This window comes from Kistimonas scapharcae (assembly GCF_039540975.1).
In the GTDB taxonomy this organism is placed as follows: domain Bacteria; phylum Pseudomonadota; class Gammaproteobacteria; order Pseudomonadales; family Endozoicomonadaceae; genus Kistimonas; species Kistimonas scapharcae.
Window position 1 is genome coordinate 38,858 of record NZ_BAABFL010000117.1, and the last position, 18,871, is coordinate 57,728.

General features: G+C 54.8%; 30 protein-coding genes. 8 read left to right on the top strand and 22 right to left on the bottom strand.

Annotated features, from left to right (window positions below; genetic code table 11):
• Window positions 1-96: 96 nt before the first annotated feature.
• The 3 genes from gpM to ABD892_RS07280 are packed head-to-tail and all read right to left on the bottom strand — an operon-like array spanning window position 97 to window position 2,870.
• The gene (gene gpM / locus ABD892_RS07270; protein ID WP_345194788.1) at window positions 97-831 is read right to left on the bottom strand and encodes a phage terminase small subunit; all 735 of its coding nucleotides are present in this window, start codon (window positions 829-831) and stop codon (window positions 97-99) included.
• 45 nt (window positions 832-876) lie between these two features.
• Complete coding sequence (locus ABD892_RS07275; RefSeq protein WP_345194789.1) at window positions 877-1,896, bottom strand: phage major capsid protein, P2 family; 1,020 nt, start codon at window positions 1,894-1,896, stop codon at window positions 877-879.
• Between the two features lie 56 nt (window positions 1,897-1,952).
• Complete coding sequence (locus ABD892_RS07280; protein ID WP_345194790.1) at window positions 1,953-2,870, bottom strand: GPO family capsid scaffolding protein; 918 nt, start codon at window positions 2,868-2,870, stop codon at window positions 1,953-1,955.
• A 177-nt stretch (window positions 2,871-3,047) separates the two neighbouring features.
• Between ABD892_RS07280 and ABD892_RS07285 the strand changes: the two genes are divergently transcribed.
• The 3 genes from ABD892_RS07285 (at window position 3,048) to ABD892_RS07295 (ending at window position 6,199) form a co-directional block, all read left to right on the top strand.
• Window positions 3,048-4,835, top strand: coding sequence for a terminase large subunit domain-containing protein (locus ABD892_RS07285; RefSeq protein ID WP_345194791.1), 1,788 nt, complete (start codon window positions 3,048-3,050; stop codon window positions 4,833-4,835).
• A 3-nt stretch (window positions 4,836-4,838) separates the two neighbouring features.
• Window positions 4,839-5,867 carry a phage portal protein gene (locus ABD892_RS07290; protein ID WP_345194792.1) on the top strand — a complete coding sequence of 343 codons (1,029 nt, stop codon included), beginning with the start codon at window positions 4,839-4,841 and terminating at the stop codon, window positions 5,865-5,867.
• An 83-nt stretch (window positions 5,868-5,950) separates the two neighbouring features.
• Window positions 5,951-6,199: an ogr/Delta-like zinc finger family protein gene (locus ABD892_RS07295; protein ID WP_345194794.1), complete on the top strand. Its 249-nt coding sequence runs from the start codon at window positions 5,951-5,953 to the stop codon at window positions 6,197-6,199.
• Here ABD892_RS07295 and ABD892_RS07300 read toward each other — a convergent pair.
• On the bottom strand, window positions 6,189-6,596 hold the full coding sequence (locus tag ABD892_RS07300) for a hypothetical protein (RefSeq protein ID WP_345194795.1): 408 nt from the start codon (window positions 6,594-6,596) through the stop codon (window positions 6,189-6,191). The genes ABD892_RS07295 and ABD892_RS07300 overlap by 11 nt on opposite strands.
• Before the next feature lie 115 nt (window positions 6,597-6,711).
• Here ABD892_RS07300 and ABD892_RS07305 point away from each other — a divergent pair, with 115 nt between their 5' ends.
• The gene (locus ABD892_RS07305; RefSeq protein WP_345194797.1) at window positions 6,712-6,927 is read left to right on the top strand and encodes an Arc family DNA-binding protein; all 216 of its coding nucleotides are present in this window, start codon (window positions 6,712-6,714) and stop codon (window positions 6,925-6,927) included.
• A gap of 114 nt (window positions 6,928-7,041) precedes the next feature.
• A complete protein-coding gene (locus tag ABD892_RS07310; RefSeq protein WP_345194798.1) occupies window positions 7,042-7,674 on the top strand; it encodes a hypothetical protein in 633 nt (210 codons plus the stop codon).
• A 64-nt stretch (window positions 7,675-7,738) separates the two neighbouring features.
• Here ABD892_RS07310 and ABD892_RS07315 read toward each other — a convergent pair whose 3' ends face one another.
• From ABD892_RS07315 to ABD892_RS07400, 18 genes are all read right to left on the bottom strand, one after another.
• Window positions 7,739-7,960 (bottom strand): hypothetical protein, encoded by a 222-nt coding sequence (locus tag ABD892_RS07315; protein WP_345194799.1) that lies wholly within the window; start codon window positions 7,958-7,960, stop codon window positions 7,739-7,741.
• Window positions 7,947-8,246 carry a hypothetical protein gene (locus tag ABD892_RS07320; RefSeq protein WP_345194800.1) on the bottom strand — a complete coding sequence of 100 codons (300 nt, stop codon included), beginning with the start codon at window positions 8,244-8,246 and terminating at the stop codon, window positions 7,947-7,949. The genes ABD892_RS07315 and ABD892_RS07320 overlap by 14 nt, the downstream gene beginning before the upstream one ends.
• Window positions 8,247-8,305: 59 nt before the next feature.
• Entirely contained in the window at window positions 8,306-8,569 is a 264-nt protein-coding gene (locus tag ABD892_RS07325) for a hypothetical protein (protein WP_345194801.1), read from the bottom strand.
• Window positions 8,570-8,606: 37 nt separating this feature from the next.
• Window positions 8,607-8,903 (bottom strand): hypothetical protein, encoded by a 297-nt coding sequence (locus ABD892_RS07330; RefSeq protein ID WP_345194802.1) that lies wholly within the window; start codon window positions 8,901-8,903, stop codon window positions 8,607-8,609.
• An 8-nt stretch (window positions 8,904-8,911) separates the two neighbouring features.
• Complete coding sequence (locus tag ABD892_RS07335; protein WP_345194803.1) at window positions 8,912-9,154, bottom strand: hypothetical protein; 243 nt, start codon at window positions 9,152-9,154, stop codon at window positions 8,912-8,914.
• Between the two features lie 62 nt (window positions 9,155-9,216).
• A complete protein-coding gene (locus ABD892_RS07340; RefSeq protein ID WP_345194805.1) occupies window positions 9,217-9,432 on the bottom strand; it encodes a hypothetical protein in 216 nt (71 codons plus the stop codon).
• A gap of 44 nt (window positions 9,433-9,476) precedes the next feature.
• The gene (locus ABD892_RS07345; protein ID WP_345194806.1) at window positions 9,477-9,725 is read right to left on the bottom strand and encodes a hypothetical protein; all 249 of its coding nucleotides are present in this window, start codon (window positions 9,723-9,725) and stop codon (window positions 9,477-9,479) included.
• A 16-nt stretch (window positions 9,726-9,741) separates the two neighbouring features.
• The gene (locus ABD892_RS07350; RefSeq protein WP_345194808.1) at window positions 9,742-9,915 is read right to left on the bottom strand and encodes a hypothetical protein; all 174 of its coding nucleotides are present in this window, start codon (window positions 9,913-9,915) and stop codon (window positions 9,742-9,744) included.
• A gap of 36 nt (window positions 9,916-9,951) precedes the next feature.
• Window positions 9,952-10,173: a hypothetical protein gene (locus ABD892_RS07355; protein WP_345194809.1), complete on the bottom strand. Its 222-nt coding sequence runs from the start codon at window positions 10,171-10,173 to the stop codon at window positions 9,952-9,954.
• Window positions 10,170-11,051: a hypothetical protein gene (locus ABD892_RS07360; RefSeq protein WP_345194810.1), complete on the bottom strand. Its 882-nt coding sequence runs from the start codon at window positions 11,049-11,051 to the stop codon at window positions 10,170-10,172. Before ABD892_RS07360 ends, ABD892_RS07355 begins: the two co-directional genes overlap by 4 nt.
• A complete protein-coding gene (locus ABD892_RS07365; protein WP_345194811.1) occupies window positions 11,048-11,308 on the bottom strand; it encodes a hypothetical protein in 261 nt (86 codons plus the stop codon). Before ABD892_RS07365 ends, ABD892_RS07360 begins: the two co-directional genes overlap by 4 nt.
• Window positions 11,309-11,465: 157 nt before the next feature.
• On the bottom strand, window positions 11,466-11,903 hold the full coding sequence (locus tag ABD892_RS07370; protein WP_345194812.1) for a DUF7673 family protein: 438 nt from the start codon (window positions 11,901-11,903) through the stop codon (window positions 11,466-11,468).
• 14 nt (window positions 11,904-11,917) lie between these two features.
• Window positions 11,918-12,118, bottom strand: coding sequence for a hypothetical protein (locus ABD892_RS07375; protein ID WP_345194814.1), 201 nt, complete (start codon window positions 12,116-12,118; stop codon window positions 11,918-11,920).
• Window positions 12,115-12,432, bottom strand: coding sequence for a hypothetical protein (locus tag ABD892_RS07380; protein WP_345194815.1), 318 nt, complete (start codon window positions 12,430-12,432; stop codon window positions 12,115-12,117). Before ABD892_RS07380 ends, ABD892_RS07375 begins: the two co-directional genes overlap by 4 nt.
• Window positions 12,425-12,754 carry a hypothetical protein gene (locus ABD892_RS07385; RefSeq protein WP_345194817.1) on the bottom strand — a complete coding sequence of 110 codons (330 nt, stop codon included), beginning with the start codon at window positions 12,752-12,754 and terminating at the stop codon, window positions 12,425-12,427. The genes ABD892_RS07380 and ABD892_RS07385 overlap by 8 nt, the downstream gene beginning before the upstream one ends.
• Window positions 12,755-12,767: 13 nt before the next feature.
• On the bottom strand, window positions 12,768-13,160 hold the full coding sequence (locus tag ABD892_RS07390; protein ID WP_345194819.1) for a hypothetical protein: 393 nt from the start codon (window positions 13,158-13,160) through the stop codon (window positions 12,768-12,770).
• Complete coding sequence (locus ABD892_RS07395) at window positions 13,157-15,844, bottom strand: toprim domain-containing protein (RefSeq protein ID WP_345194820.1); 2,688 nt, start codon at window positions 15,842-15,844, stop codon at window positions 13,157-13,159. Before ABD892_RS07395 ends, ABD892_RS07390 begins: the two co-directional genes overlap by 4 nt.
• Window positions 15,844-16,173 carry a helix-turn-helix transcriptional regulator gene (locus tag ABD892_RS07400; RefSeq protein ID WP_345194821.1) on the bottom strand — a complete coding sequence of 110 codons (330 nt, stop codon included), beginning with the start codon at window positions 16,171-16,173 and terminating at the stop codon, window positions 15,844-15,846. The genes ABD892_RS07395 and ABD892_RS07400 overlap by 1 nt, the downstream gene beginning before the upstream one ends.
• Before the next feature lie 172 nt (window positions 16,174-16,345).
• On the opposite strand from ABD892_RS07400, the gene ABD892_RS07405 reads away from it, so the two are divergent.
• From ABD892_RS07405 to ABD892_RS07415, 3 genes are all read left to right on the top strand, one after another.
• Entirely contained in the window at window positions 16,346-16,954 is a 609-nt protein-coding gene (locus ABD892_RS07405; protein ID WP_345194823.1) for an XRE family transcriptional regulator, read from the top strand.
• Between the two features lie 14 nt (window positions 16,955-16,968).
• Window positions 16,969-18,216, top strand: coding sequence for a tyrosine-type recombinase/integrase (locus tag ABD892_RS07410; protein ID WP_345194824.1), 1,248 nt, complete (start codon window positions 16,969-16,971; stop codon window positions 18,214-18,216).
• A 267-nt stretch (window positions 18,217-18,483) separates the two neighbouring features.
• Window positions 18,484-18,714, top strand: coding sequence for a hypothetical protein (locus ABD892_RS07415; RefSeq protein WP_345194825.1), 231 nt, complete (start codon window positions 18,484-18,486; stop codon window positions 18,712-18,714).
• Window positions 18,715-18,871: the final 157 nt, after the last annotated feature.

Here is an 18,871-nt window from a genome sequence, read left to right on the forward strand (position 1 = left end):
CTGTCGTGAATTAGGGCAGGCGGGCCTGGCCTTGTGATCAGCGTTTCGGATACCGTCGCTGATCGCCGGCCAGGTGCCTGCTGCGGGGAGGGTCGGTTAAGGCGCAGTCTGTCCCCGGTCAGGACTGGCCTTTGTCTCTGTCTGCTGCAGGTGCTTCTGCAGCTCCTTGATGACCGTTTTCACCTGGGACCGTTTCGGGTCCAGCTGCTGGGCCATCAGAAAATATTCCAGCGCCTGTTCGTGCTCGCCCTTGTCCCGGGTCAGGTTGCCCGCCAGCTTGTGAAACCGCATGCGGGTCACATCCGGTACGGGCCATTGCTCATCAGTCAGGCGCTGGAAAACCTCGGAAAAATACGGTTCCACGGGGTTGCCACGGGCGGCTTCGCCGTCGGCCCACTCGAACACGGTGTCCGCCACGAAGGTGGGCAGGTTGCGCTTGTACCACTCCGGCATGGGTTGTTTCTGTTCCACCGCGACACCGGCAATGGCCAGGGCCTCGGTGACCCGGCCACAATCGAACAACCAGATCATGACCATGACCAGCACAGGGTTGGTGTAGAGCTCGCCCTGGTCGATGTATTCCTGAACCACCGGCAGGTAGACCGGCAGCAGTTCATCGTTTTTTACCGTGTTGCGGGGCGTACCGGACGGGAAAGACGACAGCCGTTTCATGTCTTTCTCCAGGCTGGCCTGCAGGCGCTGGAAGGCGGAATAGTCACTGGCGGCCACCTCGATGGCGGTTTCCTCCAGTGCGGCCACCCGTTGGCGCTGCTGTTCTGCCTGTTTCTGTTCCAGCATGCGCTGGCGGAAAGCCATGGCCGGTGTCGTCATTGCGTCTCTCCCTCTCCCGTGTTGCCTGTGGTCAGCCTGTCAGCCTTACGCCGTTTCCTTGAACTCGACGTTTGCCGCCTCGATGGCCGCGATCCCGTCCAGGTTCTCGATCATGTAGGCGTCGTTACTGCTGATGTAGTCTTCCACCTGGTTGCGCTTGCTGTTGTCCATCTGCTGGCGGCGGGACTTGCCTTCCTGGTAGTAGAGCGCCAGGTTCTCGGTGTCGGTGACCATGACGCCGGATTCCTGGAAACCGGGCACCACGATGGTGGGCAGGCCGCCGTAGGATTTGTCCAGGACAAGGATCTGGCCCTTTTCCGTTGGCTGCTGCGCATGGCTGGCCAATGCCTTGCCCATGTCGTTGGCTACCAACTGGCGGCCGACGATGGCCACTTCCGCGCCAGTGCGCTGGGCGTCCGGGATCATGCTGTAAACGTCGTAGGTCAGCTGGTCCAGGTTCTTGTAATCACCGGCGGCGCCGATGGTGATCTTGCCGCTGCTGGCCGTTGACTCGGTCAGGTAGTGTTCCGGCTTGTGCGTCTTCAACAGGTGCAGCCAACCAATGTTCACGTCTTCCAGGTTGGTATTGGTGCCAGGGTCAGTCTCAGCCGCAGCGGATGTGCCGTGCCAGCCCACCAGGATGCGGTCCAGCGCAATGCGGCGGTATACCTGCGCCATGTACAGGGCCATGAAATTGTCGAACCGTGCCCAGGCGTCCAGCAGGTCATAAGAGAACGCCACATCGAATTCGGTCAGTTTGCAGATATATTCCAGCCCTTCGGGGGAACCCATCTGGGTGGGCGAACGGTCCTTGTTAGTGGTGTTGGTGCGTTTCGCCAGCGGCTTGCGGACGCCGATGGTCACCGCCTGCCCCTTGCGATCTGTCACCGGCAGCATGGTGATCCGCTGCAGAAATTCGCTGGAATCCTGGATGGCGGTGTTCAGGCGGGTTTCCATGGGTTCGGAAACTGCGAAACACTCTTTCACATCCTGTTCCGTTACCCCGTATGACTCGGCCATGGCCGCGCGCAGGGCGTTAAACTGTTCGCGTGTTCTTGGTTTCATTGCTTAATCCTTGATCTGTCCGGAATTCGTTTCTGCCCTCGCCCTGCTGCGCCGTGTCAGACGAACGATGCTTTCGTGCCGCCGCCGGTTCCTTCGGGAACCTCAGTGCCGGGCTTTTCCTGCTTGAATGTCGCCAGCTCGGCCTGCAGCGCTGTGACAGTGCCGGTCAGGGTCTGGATCTCGGTCTTCAGGGTGGTGAACTGGTCGTTGCCGGTGTCACCGTCTTCGCCCTGTTTTTCGTTACTGCCTTCTGCGCCGTCGTCGTTGCCGGGCTTCATGGCGCTGATCAGCTGGTCGATCCGGGCGCTGTAGGCCGCGTTCTGGTCGGTAAACAGCTGTTTCAGCTCGGTGAACTGTTCCGGTTTCATGGTGTCGTCGTCCTCTTGGTCGGTGTCACTACCGGAAGGGGCCTCCGGCTCGTTGCGTAACAGGGAAATGAATTTCTGCAGCAGGTTCCGGGTGTCATCGGGTTCAGCGGGGGAAGTGCCGTCCGTGGCTTGCGCTGCGTTGCTCTGCTCTGGGGTAAAGGTGATATGTTCGGCGGCCGGTTCGGCCATGTAGATGTTTCGTTCCTGCATCTGAGCACTGAACTTGATCATGGATGTGCCCAGGCTGGCCGGTTCGTCCGTCATCGCCAGACCCACCAGGTAGGTTTTGCCGGTGTTGGCGAAATTCTTCTGCAGTTCCATGGACGGAAACAGCCGCTGGCCGTTGCGGTTCATCTCCACCAGTCGGACATTGGGCGACAGCTGACCCTGCAGGCAGGTGGCGCCATCTTTTGCCGTACCCAGGCGCACCTGCTGGACCGTGCCGAAATTACCGTACCAGCTCAGCATGTGGTCGGAATTGATCACCGCCGTGTAGGTTTCCTGGTCGTAGGATTCGGCGGCGTCTTTCAAATCCTGCTCGGTGATTTCGCGGCCGTCTTTTGTCGGCCCGGCTTTTCCGAGGGTGACCCATGGCGTTAAAAGCATTTTATTGTCCGGCCTGTTGATTCAACAAAACAAAAATAAATGTGTTAAATCGAACATAAGCCGACAAATGGCGCGATTCAATGAATCGTATTTGTGGTTTCTTGTTAATTAACAAACCACACATTACCAATAATCAAACTTCGTTTTTTCCTGTCGTTTGAATAATAAACTGACAGCATGGCTTATGCAGACGAAACAATAGACCTTTGCAGAAAATTATATTTGCGCCGTTACCGGGTGCCGGAAATCGTAAAACAGACCGGCGTACCCCGGCGGACAGTCTATTGCTGGATAAACCGCTATTCCTGGGATGATCTGCTACAGACGGAAACACCGCTGGAAGAAGCCTCCCGACGGCTGGCGGTGTTGTTCGGCATGGAATCAAAAACCGATGCCCATTTTAAGGAAATCGAAAACCTTATTACCTCCATTGACCGGTTGAATGCGATTTACACCCGCACCAAACAAACCGTAAAAAAACAGTCCATGGAACCGGCGAATGATTCCGATGTTAATAACGATCAGGAAAGCCGTCCGGCAAGACGACGCAAGGCAAGGGAAAAGAAAAAACAAAATGATTTCTCCGGCATTGATGCGGACGTTATCAAGAAAAAGTTTTTTGATGGGTTGTTTCGTTATCAAACGGAATTATGGGATGCCCGTGTTCACCGGATCAGGAACCTGCTGAAATCCCGCCAGATCGGTGCGACGTATTATTTCGCCAGGGAAGCTTTCGCCGACGCATTGCTGGAAGGCCGAAACAAAATATTCCTGTCCGCCTCCCGGGCGCAGGCAGATACTTTCCGCGATTACATCCAGGGCTTTAGCCAGGAATGGTTCGACTGTGAACTGAAAGGCCGGGACAAGATCAAGATCCATTCCGATGCGGGTGTCTCCACGCTTTATTTCCTGTCCACCAATAGCGCCACCGCCCAGTCGTACCATGGCGACACCTATATGGACGAATATTTCTGGATACCGCACTTCACCCGGCTGAACACCGTGGCCAGCGCCATGGCCACCCAGAAGCAATACCGGAAAACCTATTTCAGTACGCCGTCCGCGATGTCCCACACGGCGTATCCGTTCTGGAGCATGGACCAGTTCAATGAACGCAAGCGGCGCCTGAACCAGCCGCTGGAATCCATGCCGGGGTTCAAGGAACTGCAGTCCGGCATCCTGTGCCCGGATGGCCAGTACCGGAAAATTATTACCATCCATGACGCCGAGGCCGGCGGCTGTGACCTGTTCGACATCGAACAGCTGCAGCTGGAATATGGCCCCGACGAATTCGCCCAGCTGTTTGAATGCCAGTTCATCGACGACAGCGCCAGCGAATTCACCCTGGCAATGCTGGAACCCTGCGCCGTGGACCGGGCGGAATGGCGGGACTTCAAGCCGGACATGGAACGCCCCTTCGGGAACCGGCCGGTGTGGATCGGTTACGACCCCAGCCGGACACGGGATGGCGCCACCATTACCGTGGTCGCCCCGCCGCTGGAGAATGGCGGCCGTTTCCGGGTGCTGGAAAAGATCACCCTGCAGAATGCCGCGTGGGCCTACCAGGCGGCGTCCATCCATGACCTGACCAAAAAATACAATGTCCAGTACATCGGCATTGACGTGACCGGCCCCGGCACAGGGGTGTTCGAACTGGTCAAGAACTTCTACCCGGCGGCGACACCCATCGTCTATTCCGTGGAAACCAAAACCCGGCTGGTGCTGAAGGCAAAGGACGTGATCAGCAACGGCCGCCTGCAGTACGACGCCAGCTGGTCCGACATTCCGGCGGGCTTTATGTCCATCCGCCGCACAACCACCGGCAGCGGCCAGCTGACCTACGTGGCGGATCGTTCCGAACGCACCGGCCACGCGGACGCCGCCTGGTCGCTGATGCACGCGCTGATGAATGAACGGCTGGACTTCCAGAACCGCCGCCAATCCCGTTACCTGATACCGGAATAAACCATGACCGACAACGCACTGATGAAACTGCCCGAAAAACGCACCGGAAAAATGGTGGTGGAATCCTTCAAGTTCGGCGAACCGGAACCGGTGCTGGGTGGCCGTATCCTGGATTACCTGGGCACCTTCACGGATATCGGCGGACGCTACTATGAACCGCCGGTGAACATGGCCGGGCTGTCGCGGATGCGCTTTGCCAATGCCCACCACGGCAGCTGTCTGTTCTTCAAACGCAACATCCTGTCCCGGTATTTCCAGCCCTCGACCGCCATCAGCCTGCGGGATTTCCGTGCGGCGGCGCTGGACTACGGGGTGTTCGGGAATGCGTATTTCAAGATGATCCAGACCTATGGCGGCATGGTTTCCCGGCTGGTGCACCTGCCGGCGCTGAACATGCGACGGATGAAGAAAAAGAACCGGTACGCCATGCTGAAGCCGGGGCTGTCCCATGACCTGGTGGAATTTGATGAAGGGGAAGTCCTGCATGTGGCGGAATACGACACCACCCAGCAGATCTACGGCATCCCGGAATGGCTGTGCGCCATGCAGGCCATCCTGTTGAATGAAGACGCCACCCTGTTCCGCCGCCGGTATTTCCAGAACGGCAGCCACCTGGGTTATATCCTTTACACCAGTGACGAACAGATCGACCCGGAAACGGAAAAGGCGCTGACCGAACAGATCGCCAACGGCAAGGGCGCGGGGAATTTCCGCTCGATGTACATCAACATTCCCGGCGGCAAGGAAAAGGCGGTGCAATTGATCCCGGTCGGCGACATCAGCCAGAAAGATGAATTCGAGCGGATCAAGAACATTTCCGCCGACGATGTGGTGGTGGCGCACCGTGTTCCCCCGGCACTGGCCGGGATCAAACCGGACAATAATGGCGGGTTCGGTGACATTGAAAAGATCAAGGGCGTCTACGTGGAAACGGAAGTGATGCCCATGGCCCAGCCATTCGAAGACCTGAACAGCCAGCTGCCTGCCCGGGCGCAGTTCACGTTCAATTTTCCGGCGATGGATGCGGCGTGAACAAACGGTTTAAACCTGCATATAATTAGCTTATAGGGTTAGAATACCCATTCATGCTATTTATATGCAGGGATGACAAGGAAATGCGCGTTTATTGCCCCCATTGCCGTGCCAAGGCGCTGGTCCGCAGCAGCCAGTTCCAGTCTGATACCGTCCGCGAACTCTATTGTGACTGCACGAACAGCAAATGCCTGTCCCGGTTCGTGATGTCCCTGTCCCACAAGCACGATGTCCAGCCGCCACTGGAAAAGATGAACGGCATGCTGGAAGAAATGCTACGCGCCCTACCCCACGATCAGCGCCAGGCGTTGATCAGCAATTTTAACCGGTGATCACTTCCGCCTTGCTTTCATCCCCGTAGCGTTCCACCTGTATTTCCGTGGTATCCATCTGCAGCAGGTTGTGGATCAGATCCAGCAGGTAGATCATCCCCTTGTTGGCCTGCTCCGTCACTTTCCCCGGCGGGATCTCCTCTTTGATCAGTCGCAACAACTCCACCAGAATGCTGGCGGTTTCCATCCGGCTGTCCACCGGTTCGTGATCAATGATCGGGTTGTTGGTGACCAGCTTGATCACCCGCAGGCGGTTGTTGATGACATCTATGGTCATGGCCGTGCCCGGGTCCATCAGCGGGCCGTCGATCAGGGCGCGCAGGGCTTTCAGGGTTTTGTCTTCTGTCATGGGATTGTCTTCCGGGTGTCCGTTCGGTGATCCAACAAGATAGACCATGGTGTTATGCCTGTGATGGTTAAACGACGTTGCCGTGATAGCACCGTGATATTAACGACAAAGGATAGCTTAGGTTTACGCTGGCACTATCACGGTGATAGCAAAGGGGTGTGGCATGAGTCGGGATCTGCCCATCTTCAGCCTGCGGGTGCCGGAGAAGATCCGCCAGCAGGTGGCGCGTGAAGCGCGCAAGAACCACCGGTCGATCAACGCAGAAGTGCTGACACGGCTGGAAGCCAGTTTCCAGAAAGACGACGTGTTTCATCTGTTGCTGGAAGAAATACGGCAGTTAAGGCAGGATTTGGCGGCTGTGGTTAAGCGGAAGGGTTAACCAGAAACTATAACGGTAGGAAAAACGATATTTCTCGTTTTAGTTAATAATGCCGGAGTGCTTGATATTCCGGCATTTGAGTTATATTACGGTGTTAGGTTTTCGGAATACATAATGACCTTTTATAAGATATTAATTGGCGCTGGTGTACTAGCAATGCTGGCGTTAATAGCTTTTCCATTCCTAGATTTCCCTGCGCTGTCTACCAGCACAGAATTTCTAGCGTCTTATGGCGCCTATTTATCTGGGACACTTGGGCCATTGATTTCAGCTTTAGCGTTTGCTGCGTTATTGAAAACTTTGCATGTTCAACAAGAGCAGCTAAAACACAGCGAGCTGGAATCACAGAAAAACTCACTACAAGTTGTTTTGAGCAAGTCTGAAGAAAATCTCGAAAAAGATCTAATGAGGCACAATCTTACTGTCAAATTTAAAGACAGAAATTATGAGCACCGGGATTTGCTGTTACTTGATTTTTTTAATTTTACTTATAAAGATCATCTGCTTAAAAAAAGTGATCCGTGCAAAGGTAACGATGAATGGGTTGCTATTATGGGGCAGGAGATCATGATGAAAGCGGATATTAACTTATTGCTATTGGCGGCAATAGTACAACGATACGATAAACTATGTTCTGAAGATACAATGTATCAATATTATTCGACAAAATATTTTGTTCTTATTAAAAGGCTAGACTCATTAGAATACCTCTCCGAGGATAACCAAAAATTTTGGAAAAATCCCTAACAATCGCAAGCACACAGACCTCCCTGACGGGCGGCCTGTATTGCTGGCGTTATGCGCTTTTGGCTTATTCTGAATAAACAAGCTTTCCGTAACATTTATCACCAGTATCCAAAAGCATGCAGTGATGCCCCCACAACTGTAATAAATCACGCTCATAAAGATGAATATTCACTTTGAATTCCTCGGGCGTAATTCCTTTTTTCTCACAATAGTGATTAAAACACGCAAAAAACTGGTCTTTAATTTCGTCCGACAATTCGACAAAAACACTATCAATTTTGTTCATGATCTTTCACCTGTTTCAGTTCTTTAATCTGAAAGGGTAGATACGTTTTCGACTCGCATCCCTTTATATACCATGGAGCATTAGTTATCTGCCATGGGAAATAATCTTCTTTCCCTCTTACCAGACTTTTAACTTTCTTGTGAGAAATGAACTGCAGATCAATACCCATTTGCTTTAAATGATTGACGATAGGCTTTTTGTAACTTGTTGGTTTGCCTGCCAGCAGGTTGTCAGCAAATTCTTTTAGGAACTCTGCGGCTTCTCTTTCTTTACCGTTTAGTTTCATTGTTGTCTCCAACACACTTAAACCAGACCGCAGCAACTGGCGGTCTGGTTAGCTATGGGTTATGCAGCTTCTTCCAATAAAAACGTCTTCAGTTTTTCAATGTGTTCTTTTATTTCTTCTTGCGCTGCAAAAACGGCTCTGTCTTTTGTTTCGTAGTAACGAAGCGACACCCATTCTCCGTCTGGACGCTCAAACCCTGTGATCAACATGCACAGGCTTTCCATTCCCGGAAACTCATCATCAGTTACCCAGGCAGCATCTTCATATTTCAGCGTGTCGAAATCCGCAGTTTGCGGTATAAACTTATAAAATACATCTGACATTTTTTTTGCTCCTATTAATCGAGACGGCGCATATCAATTAGGCGGACACACGACGCTGCACCGCCGCAGTCATGTGGGCCTGACCGTTTCTTATTTCGACTTTACCCAGGCAGTGCGCCAGTTCTCCGGTAATGGCAGAACCCAGTGGGGATGTCAGCAGTACCACACGCCCCAGCAATTCACACACGTTATCCAGGTCACCGAATTGTTCTTCGGCAAACTCCATTACCTCATCCCAGATACAGTTTTCCGAATTCTCATCAAACCGATCCGGATAGGCCGCGACAATCAACTCGTACAGTTCAAGATCATCAATCGGTTTTACGTTTTTCATGTTCATTATTAAATCTCCACTTCAAACCATTCAGGCTTCGGGAACCGATCAGTAAAACGGTATTCGGTGACAACTTCCGCCTGGATGTCTTCCGCTTCCGGCCAGTTCTTCAGGATCTCGGCTTCATTGTCCGCATAAGCGACAATAATCGAATAATCCTCAGTGTATCCGCTGCACCAATAGGGATGTTTTACCGGCCAATTCACTGGGCGATAGTCGTCTGCATTGGCTTTGAATCGTGCTCTTATCATCTTTAACCCTTTTCCCGCTTCTATTGATTGATGACACCGGGCTGGCCGGTGCCATCTTTCATTCACATCCAAATTTCGAATTTGTTTTTCAGTAGATGATTAACCACCTTCAATTCTTTTTCATGAGTTTCTCTAAACGAATCAAGTCCAATCTCTTTGCATCTTTTCACACTATCCTCTAAATAATTTTTCAGAATGAATAATCCTTTTTCTACCATCATTAATTGATCTATGGTCAATGCACTTTTGTATGTATTTTCTTTCTTTTCTGCATTCATTTTTTAACCCTCAATGCACCGGGCTGGCCGGTGCCCTTCCTTTATTACGGCAAGTTCTGCCACTTGCCCCCGCTGTGCATAATTTCCCGGATACAGTGTTCCTGGTCGCTCCAGTCAAACCGCCCCCAGTAACGTTTCGTCATCCGGTAGTCACCGGCCTGATACCGCTCCAGCGATGCGTCGATGCACTGGATAAAGGCGAACAGCTGCCCCTGGCTTTGCGCGATATGCAGCTCGCAGTCGTTGCTGTTCTCATCAAACACCAGGTTGTTACCATCATTTACGACGATCATTTCTTGTTCCTCTCCCTCAATGCACCAGGCTGACGCCATGGGTGTGGACGGTTTCCAGCAATTCGATCAGCGCACCGGTCTGGATGATCTGTTTCACCTGTTCCCGGTGCTGCGCCGGGTTGTTCGGGCGGACCATCCGCAGGGCGTCCAGTTTCAGTTTCAGCGCCAGCAGGTCGTTGTCGTTTTTCATGCGTTTATTACGGGCGGCCAGGCCGCCCGCCTCCTGTCAGTGGCTGGCGATCCGCAAGGTCACATCGGATTCCGTCCGGTTGACCTCAACTACCAGGCGTCCGGTTTCGCTGATCAGTTCCAGCCGCGCCGCATGGACGGCGTCGGTCAGGTCGATGATCCGGCGGCCCAGCATGGCGATCTGGTCGTCAACGCCCTTGTTGGCTAAGTGCAGTTGCAGAACGTGTTGCAGCATGCGTTCCTCCTGTTCTTCGGTCATGGTTCCACCAGTTCGAATCGTTGCGATGTCTTCACCAGCCGGCCTTTCTCCGCCAGCCGTTCAAACGCCTGTTGTATTTCCGATTCCGCCATGCGCTTGCTGGGCGGGTTGCCGAAATCGCCGGCCAGTATCCGCGCCTCGATCTGCTCGATCGGGCAGCGGTCATCCTCCTGCTGCAGCAGTCGGGTGTCGTCTGCTTCAGTGCTGCGGCAGTGTTCACCGGCCACGGTTTCCGGCACCGGTCGCACCCGGTTCAGCGCCGCCAGGGCGCACAGGTCAACCAGCACCGCCAGCAGGCTGAACACCGCCAGCCGTACCGGCCGTGGCGCGCCATCCAGCAATGCCTGCAGGCTGCCGTCGGCGGCGGTGTCTCCGGCCTGTTGCCGTGACTGCCTCAGCTGCTGCAGCAGTGCGCCGCGTTGCTGTTCCAGTTCCCGGACAGTGTCCAGCTGATCCAGCCCCCGGGTGGTGTAACGTCCGCCGGTGTCACGCTCCGCCGTAGCCAGTCGCACGGTGATGGCCTGTTGCAGGCTGTCCAGCTGTTGCTTCAGCTGGCGCACCAGGAAGTCATCGTCACCGGCCTGCACCTGCTGGCGACGGGCCTGTTCCCCGTACAGCCGCCACGCCTGTTCCATGAACGCCACCGACGCCGCCACGGATACCGCCAGCAGCACCACGGACAATGTCCGGCAGGTGATCCCACGGCCACGGGCGAACAAATACAGGCAGCCCTGCAGCGCCACCCCGGCAGCCCCTGCCATCAGGGTTTCGATCCGCCCCATAGGAAGGCTGGCCAGCAACAGCACCAGCGCACCGGTGGACACCAGCGCCAGTACGGCGCCGGTGATCCCGTGGGCGAATCGTTCCGCCCGGCTCATGCGTGGCCCCAGGCGGGAACCAGCCGTCCCAGCAGACGCTGGAGCGGTGCCCGCTGTCTGGTACAATGGATCAGGTACTCGCGCCGCCATTTGCGAATGCGCTGTTCTGATCTCAGGTAGCGTTGTTCCTGGAAATGGTTCATGGTCTTGACTCCATATTGTGTGTGGGTACTCCAGCGCCTCGGGGTGGCCGCCCCGGGGCGTTGTCCTTTCCGGCTTACGGTGATTTCGTCAGCCAATGCTTGAAGGTCACGCATTCCGCTTTGCATTCCTTTCTCAGATGACACGATTCGCATGGACAGTGCCTGGTGGTGTTGATGCCCGGGATCTGCTCCGTCACGCCCCGGCGGTTGTTGTATCCTGGTTCCGTGTGAAGGGTGTCGCCGTCCATGGTCGGAACCCTGACCGTCACCATCAAAACTCCCTGACCTCGGCGATCACGCCTTTGCCGTGGCAGCTCATACAGGTGATTTCGATTTCCCCTTCGTCGTCCTCGTAATCCACGCCGCTGCCGTCGCAGTTGAAACAGGTGGTCTTCCAGCGGTTGTGGATGTGGAACCGTTTCCAGTCCTGCACCAGTGCCTGGAAGTGGTTGTCCCCATCGACCACCAGTTCCTGCGGTTCCCGGCGATAGATGGCGCGGCCGGTCATGACCTTCAGCGCGTGGGTCAGGTTGTCCATGTCCAGCACGCACAGGTCGGCCACGTTCAGCTGCCATTCCTCGCCGTTGTAGGCACTCAGCAGCACCTGGGCCGCCACACGGCTGCCGCCGCAGTGCTGTTTCGCCAGTGACAGCAGTTCAGCGACAGATTGCGCGTACTCCTGCACGGTGGGGGTCTGTTTGAAAACCATGGTTATTGCTCCTTTTATAAGCCGGCGGTTTCACGGTGACGCCGGTACACCTTTTTCCAGTCAGCAATCAGCGCGCGGACAGACTCCAGCGGCTGGCCCTGCTGAACGGATTCGTCGTAAAGCTCCTGGAGTTCCTGCGCCATGGTCATGGCCAGACCTCCGATATCCATCAGCGCCATCTGCTGGCGGTGCTGGGTGTGTTCGTTACTGCTCATCGTTTCGATCCTGTCAGTGGTTTCAGGTGACGCATCAGCCGCTGGCCCTGTTCGGTCAGCTGCAGGTTCACGCGACGCTTGTCGAACATATCCCGGGTCGAATAGACCAGACCCATGCCGTGTTTCTCCCGGCCCCGCTTGCCCACGGCCAGCATCGCCACATGGAACTGGATGTGGTGGGACGGTTCCCCCAGTTCCTGGGCGATGTCGCAGACGGACAGGCCGGGGCTATCCGCGATCACCATCAGGATCTGCACCTTGGCCATGTCCAGCGACGGATAACGACGGGCCAGGAATGCCACGGAATCAGCCATGGGTGCCTTCCCCCCGGTCGATGTGGTCACTGAACCGGGTCAGGATGTCCTGGTAAAACGCCAGGTCGTTCCGGGAACCGCGCAGGGAATCGCGCAGTCTTGCCAGTCGCAGCCGGCGGACGTTGGGTTCCATGCGGGCGATCTGCAGGGACAGTTCCCGGCGCATGCGATCGCATATGTCATTCCGTAATGCCTCGCTTTTCATGGCCTTCAGGAACGTGGCCTGGCGTTGGCGTGGCTGGTTCACCAGGTAACGGGCCAGACTGTCCCGGCGGTCAGTCTCCAGCTGTTCGTGCTGATCTCTGCTGATGTTGTATTGCATGTCCTTTTCCCCCTCAGACAGCCATTTTTTGTGGGTGTATGTCGGAAAGACCGCACCAACTGAACCAGTAGTGAAAATTCCGCTGCAGCCCGCGTCCTGTCTGGGTTTTCGTGGTGCGGTCAAAAACCGCACCAGACTGAACCAAAAACTGCACCACGTTGATTTTTAAAGAGTTTTTATTTCTTACTGGTTCACTTTTTGGTTCAGTCTGGTACCTGAACCGGTTCACTTCTGGTTCACAAATGGTGCGGTTTTTGAAATCGCCTGAAACCCGCGTCATTACTGGGCTAAGGCCGGTTTTACCTGTAGTGGTGCGGTTGGTGCGGTCTTTCCGACATACCCCCAAGAATTGGGAGGCATGTTCGGCAGGGCCGCAGGAACACCCGCTGGCAGTGCTTCGGCTCATTTGTTCGGCTCCCGCTGGAACACCCAGCAATACTTTGTTTTTCTATCCCCGAGGATCTGGCTTTTCACGTTCCTGCAGCCCAGGAACGGGTGGGAAATACAGCTGGGCAGCTGCTTTTTCAGTTCCCGGTATGGCAGGCGCTCCAGCTTGTAAGCGGACACGGCCGCTTCAAATTCCTGCAGGTGAATGGCGATCAGGTCATGGCTCCCTGAATGGTTCAGGGTTTCGGACATAACCTTTGATCCGTCGAAATCTTCCGTTTCCCGGTAATTAAGGAATTCGAAGTACTCCCAGAACTGTTCCACCAGAACGGTGTCGGATTTGATCCTTCTTTCCCGTGTGCCGGCCATGTCCCACAAAACACGCTCGACATGCTGACATTTGTCATCAGTCATATAACGGGGAAACAGCTTCTGCAGGCACCAGACCCCGGCGGCGATCTTGGCGTGGTTCTCCACGATCCGGTCGCGCACCGTGTGGTCACGGTTGTGCCAGGAATCAGCCACGGTCTGCGCCTTTTGGGCGAACACTTCCAGAATGGCTTTCTCCTGGGTCAGCGCCTTGTGCAGCCATCCGCCCAGCTCGTCGCCTTTCATGCGCGCCAGCCGGGTGGCGATGCTTTTTGTCCCTGCCTTGTGGTGCGCCTTGGTGGAATGGCAGTGGACGATCCGTTCCATGACCGCGTCATCATCGGATTCAATACTGGCGTTCTGGGCAATCAGCACCCCGCCCTTGAAGTGCGGTTCCACCGTTTCGTTGCCGCCGTTCTTCACGCCGGTGGTACGGATGATCCCGCCGTTGTAGAAGTCCTTGAACTCGTTAAAGTCGAACGACTTTTTCCGGATGCTGTCCTTGTCTGCCCGGTCGGCCTCAATGACCACCGCCGGCAGGTTGCTGTAACGCTCCAGACTTCTGGAACGGCCAGCCATGGACGACTTGTTAGGGTCAAACCCTTCGTAGTCATCCATACGGCCACAGCATTTCCACAGGAATTTGATCAGCGTCGTCTTGCCGGTGCCGGGGTCGCCGGTCAGCTCCATGAACGGCCAGTCCTGATGTCTGGCGCGAATCTGCTCAGCGAACAGGGTCATCAGCCACCAGGCCATGACGATCAGGCCGTTGTCACCGAATGCATGGTGGAAGTCTCCTATCCAGCTTTCGTTCAGCTGGTCGTTGTGCTCCATATGGACGATGGCCGTGGTGACACGGGTTTTGATCCGGTGTTTACCGGCATCTATAAAGCCGCTCTTGTTCTTCGGGATGTAGCGCCCCTGGTAATAACCAAACTCCGGGAATACATAGACGCCGGTGTCCTTGTCATACCCGACAAACCGGCAGCGGGTGATCTCCACGGTCTTGTGGTCGAACCAGTCTTCCTTCAGCTGCTTCAGCGCCTTGCTGTCACCGTCAAAGGTACCGCCGCTGGTCTTGTTCAGTAGCGCCTTGTTGAAACTGCTGGCGGATTCCAGACAACTGCCGTCCAGGGCAATCTGGCGGCGCTGGTTACCATTGCGGAACTGGATATCGAAGAAATAGTCCTGTTCCTCGGTCAGCGGGTCGCGTTCGATGTACAGGAATCGCGGCATGCAGTTGGATATCCGTTCCCCGGACAGGTTACTGACGAAGTGCATCAGCGCGCTGTCCACATCGGCGGACGGATTGGTCCACAAGGTCGCCAGGTTGTCGGTGTCGATGGCGTTCTTGATGGCCTCCGTCGCCTTGCTGTCCACCTTGTAGGCATACAAAGCACGGTTGAACGACACCTGGATATAGCCTCGGGTGAATTTCGCCCACAACCAGAACGCCTTTTGCTGACTGTTCGGCGCCGTGGCGACACGGCCGCGCCAGAAACCTGTTTCCATGTATTTCCTGGTCAGTCGTCCCTGCTTCCATTCGTCTGCCCAGTCACGCTCCGACGTTTCCGTCAGGCAAACCTGGAACACTTCGTTGTGCTTCTTCAGCAGCAGGATGTGGTCGGCCAGGTGCTTCAGACCGGCCGCGTCGTTGTCGTACGCCAGAATCCAGACGATGTTCCGGTTCAGGTTGCTTTCCACCAGTTCGGTGGGAAAGTTGGCAGAATCCAGCGCCGACACCGCCTTGTAACAGGTGTCTTCTTTCTGGTTCATGTGCAGGAATGCCCAGGCGTTGAAGATGCCTTCCGTGATCACCACGGCGTCGCCCTGGTGGATCTCCTGACCGGGTGGCTCCCAGTGCCGGCCCTTCTTTTTTGTGCCCAACGGGTAGTTGGTCTTGCGGTGGTATTTGCGGACGTGCTGGTCGTCGATCAGCCGTTCCCAGTAAGCGCCATCCCACAGGTGGACGCGCACGGTCGGCGCCACGGACAAATAGGCGCCCTGCTCATACCATCCGGCGATGATGCCGGGATTGAACCCCCGGTCTTCCAGGTATTCCCGGGCGGTACGGTTCGGGTCTTCCGGCGTGGCCGGGCAGCGTTCGCTGTAGTTCTTGAACAGTTCCGGATAACGATCCGTCACCGCTTCTGTGTAGCCACAGTTGTTTTCCCGGTTGCAGCGGATCAGGCGTGGCTTTTCCTGGTGTATCCACAGTGATTTCTTATTGCAGCTGGGGCAGTAGCCATCCCGTAACATCCCGCCCTTCTGCTTGAAGCTGAAGTCGTTTAGCAACTGCTCAACGATCAGCGCGTCCCTGTTGTTGGCCATCATCAGGCGCTCGCCTCCGTTTTCTTGCCTGCTTCCTTGATGGCGGCACGGGCGGCATCCCATATTTCATCATCCAGTTTCAACTGCTCGTTGGTCTCCCGGATATGGGCATTAATCAACGACGAAGGCCAGCGTGACTGGTTGGCAATGGTGACGGACTCCGGGAATGCGCCGGTTTTGATCGCCTTGCGCAGGGTCTCCCGGGAAATTTTGAGCTTCTTAGCCACTTCATCCTGGGTAAGAAACTCATCATGACGGATGTCTACCAAGGCGTTTTTTGTCACTGATGCAAAAAAATCCCTGAAAAAGTCCTTTGTTGCCTTATCTGTCATTGCGCCACCTTCCCGTATATGTCTAGAATCAACTCTATAAAAGGAATTATGCTAAATTGTGCATGTTTGCCCATATTTAAGCAGATTTCTTTTAAGTGATTTTCGGTGCATTATTTGGCATTGTCAATCATATGTGGGCATTTTACTTATTTTTGGGCAGGTAACTTACTCGATGTGGGATAAGGATTCGTTGGGATTTCGTGTTCGCTACCTTCAGGACAAGGTGGGCGGATCAAAGCAAATGGCTGAACTGTCAGGGGTGAGTCAGTCAACGCAGTCCCGCTTAATAAGAAATAAATTTGGAAACCCTGGTCTTGAACTTTTGAAGGCGATCGCTGACGCCGGCGGCTGTTCAGTGTCCTGGTTAATAGAAGGTGACGTGGAAGACGGTGACGATGGGGCAAAACCGAAAGGGTTTGTCATCGTTCCTTTTAAGTTCGGGGAAAACCGAGCGTCTGTGATGTTTGACCGGAAGTACCTGGTCAATGTGCTGGGCGTGAACCCTGACAGCTGCGTGATGTACCAGGCCCGATCCGATGCGATGGCCCCGACATTCACCACGGACGACCAGCTGCTGATCGACCAGAAATCCACAGACGGCAATGGTCTGTTCCTGATTCGCATTGATGGGCAGCTGTATGTTCAGCGGTTGCAGTATCTGCCAGGTGTTGGCGTGCAGGTGATTTCTGATAACCCGAATTACCAGAATTACCAGGTGGCGCCGGATCAGCTGGAAATCATCGGCCGGGTTGTGTGGATCGGCGGCAAGTCCCGCCAGTAGTACAGGAACAGGGAATGGCGCGTAAACGGTTTATCATCCGTGACGGTAATCACGTCGGGGAATTTCCACCGGAAGACGGCTGGCAGCCAGGGCGGCGGGGTATACGACGCACATTGTGTTCGGTCGCCTCGCTGCTTCACCTGACGGAAGACGAACAGCAGCTGAAACTATGGGACCTCTACCGGAAAGCCATGCTGGAACTGCAGCAGACCCGGGAAAAGGACAAGGAACAGCGCGCTAATAAAAAACGGGAAACCCGTGACTGGACAGTGAAACAGGCGGTCACCGCCTGGCTGGCTGATCTCGCCGGTGACTGTACCGACAAAACCCTGAACGCCTACCGCAAATCTGCCAGCTATTACCTGGAAGCCTGCGGCAATCACCGGGTCAGGGATTACGATTCCTCACACCACGCCATGTTTCTGAAACACCTGAAGACCGTGGAAAGTAACCGGAAGATACCCGGCATGAACCAGTTCCAGACGATAGCCGCCAATACCCAGAACTATCACGCGCGGCAGTTCAGTATCTTCCTGCGCTGGTGTTACTTTGAAAAACGCATTCTGGAACATCGCCCCAAACCACGGCTGCCAAGAAAAACCCAGACCGATATGGAAACCTATTCCATGGCAGACCTGGAAACTCTGCGCCTTCATATCCTGAAACGCCTGGAAGATGCCGAGGCGCGGGATCATGCCCGTGACATCTGCAACATGAAAAACATGCTGCGGGCGTTCATGCTGGCCACTCAGTCCATCATGCGGCTGGGCGCCATCTGGGCGCTGATGCTGGAAAACATTGATGCGGAACGGCGGATTATCCGCATTCGTGACAATCCGGAACTGGGGTGGGTCAACAAGAAAAACAAATGGCCGAACAAGTCCATTAATAATGTGCTGATGGAATTTCTGGAACAGGATCTGGCGGATCGGAATGAAAAGGAACGGTTCTACCTGGACAAAGGCAATGGAACCCCGTGGCGGTTCGACACCAGCGACATATCCAGCCTGGCCGGAAAGCTCTGTAAAGAATGCGGACTGCCGAAACTGAAACCCTTCCACTGGGGCATGCGCGCGACGATGATCACCAGCATGCTGAACGATGGCGTCGATCCGTTCGCTGTGCAACAACTGGCGGACCATGACAACATCAGTACCACCATGCTGTATATGAACAGCCGGACAGTGCAGCAGAAAAACGCCACTGATGCGCTGGCGCGGATCTCGAAAAGTGTCACAGAAGTGTCACGGGATCGCCCTTAAATCTGGAAACCCTTATATAGCAAGGGTTGCAGCGCGTTATACCGCCCGCCTCATAATCGGCAGGTCGTAGGTTCAAGTCCTACTGGGCCCACCAAAAACCCCCTTTAAATCAACACCTTACAAAGCCTTTGGTACATTAGTCGTCATTATGTACCAGCATAAATAAGCCTTTTACTTGTCCTATTACTTGTCCTTTCCTTACCTGTACCTACTTTATCTTCACCTGTACCATATCCCTCTACCTGTACTACCAATAGCGACACAATAATGACAACCAGCCTATGGCCCCTAGAATGGCCCTGCCAAATCTGCAAAGACATCCGGCCTGACGACAAGATCAGCGTCATCAGCACTGACGTATCCAGCGAACACGGCTGGCCTGAAGGCACTATGCGTCAGAACGTCAAATACTGTAATGACCGCCCGGACTGTATGGAAAAGGCCAAGGTCTACCGGTACGATACAGCGAACAAAAAAGACACCCCGGAGTCAGCATGAACAGCCTTGAAATCCCCGGCCTGTACATCCTTGACGAAGACCGCAATATCATACCCTGCGACGACGCACTGAAGTGGTCCTTAACTCCCGCTTAACGATCTGAAGAAGTAAGGCTAAATTGAATGAAGAGAGCGTCCCCTGTGCTCTTCAGGCAAAA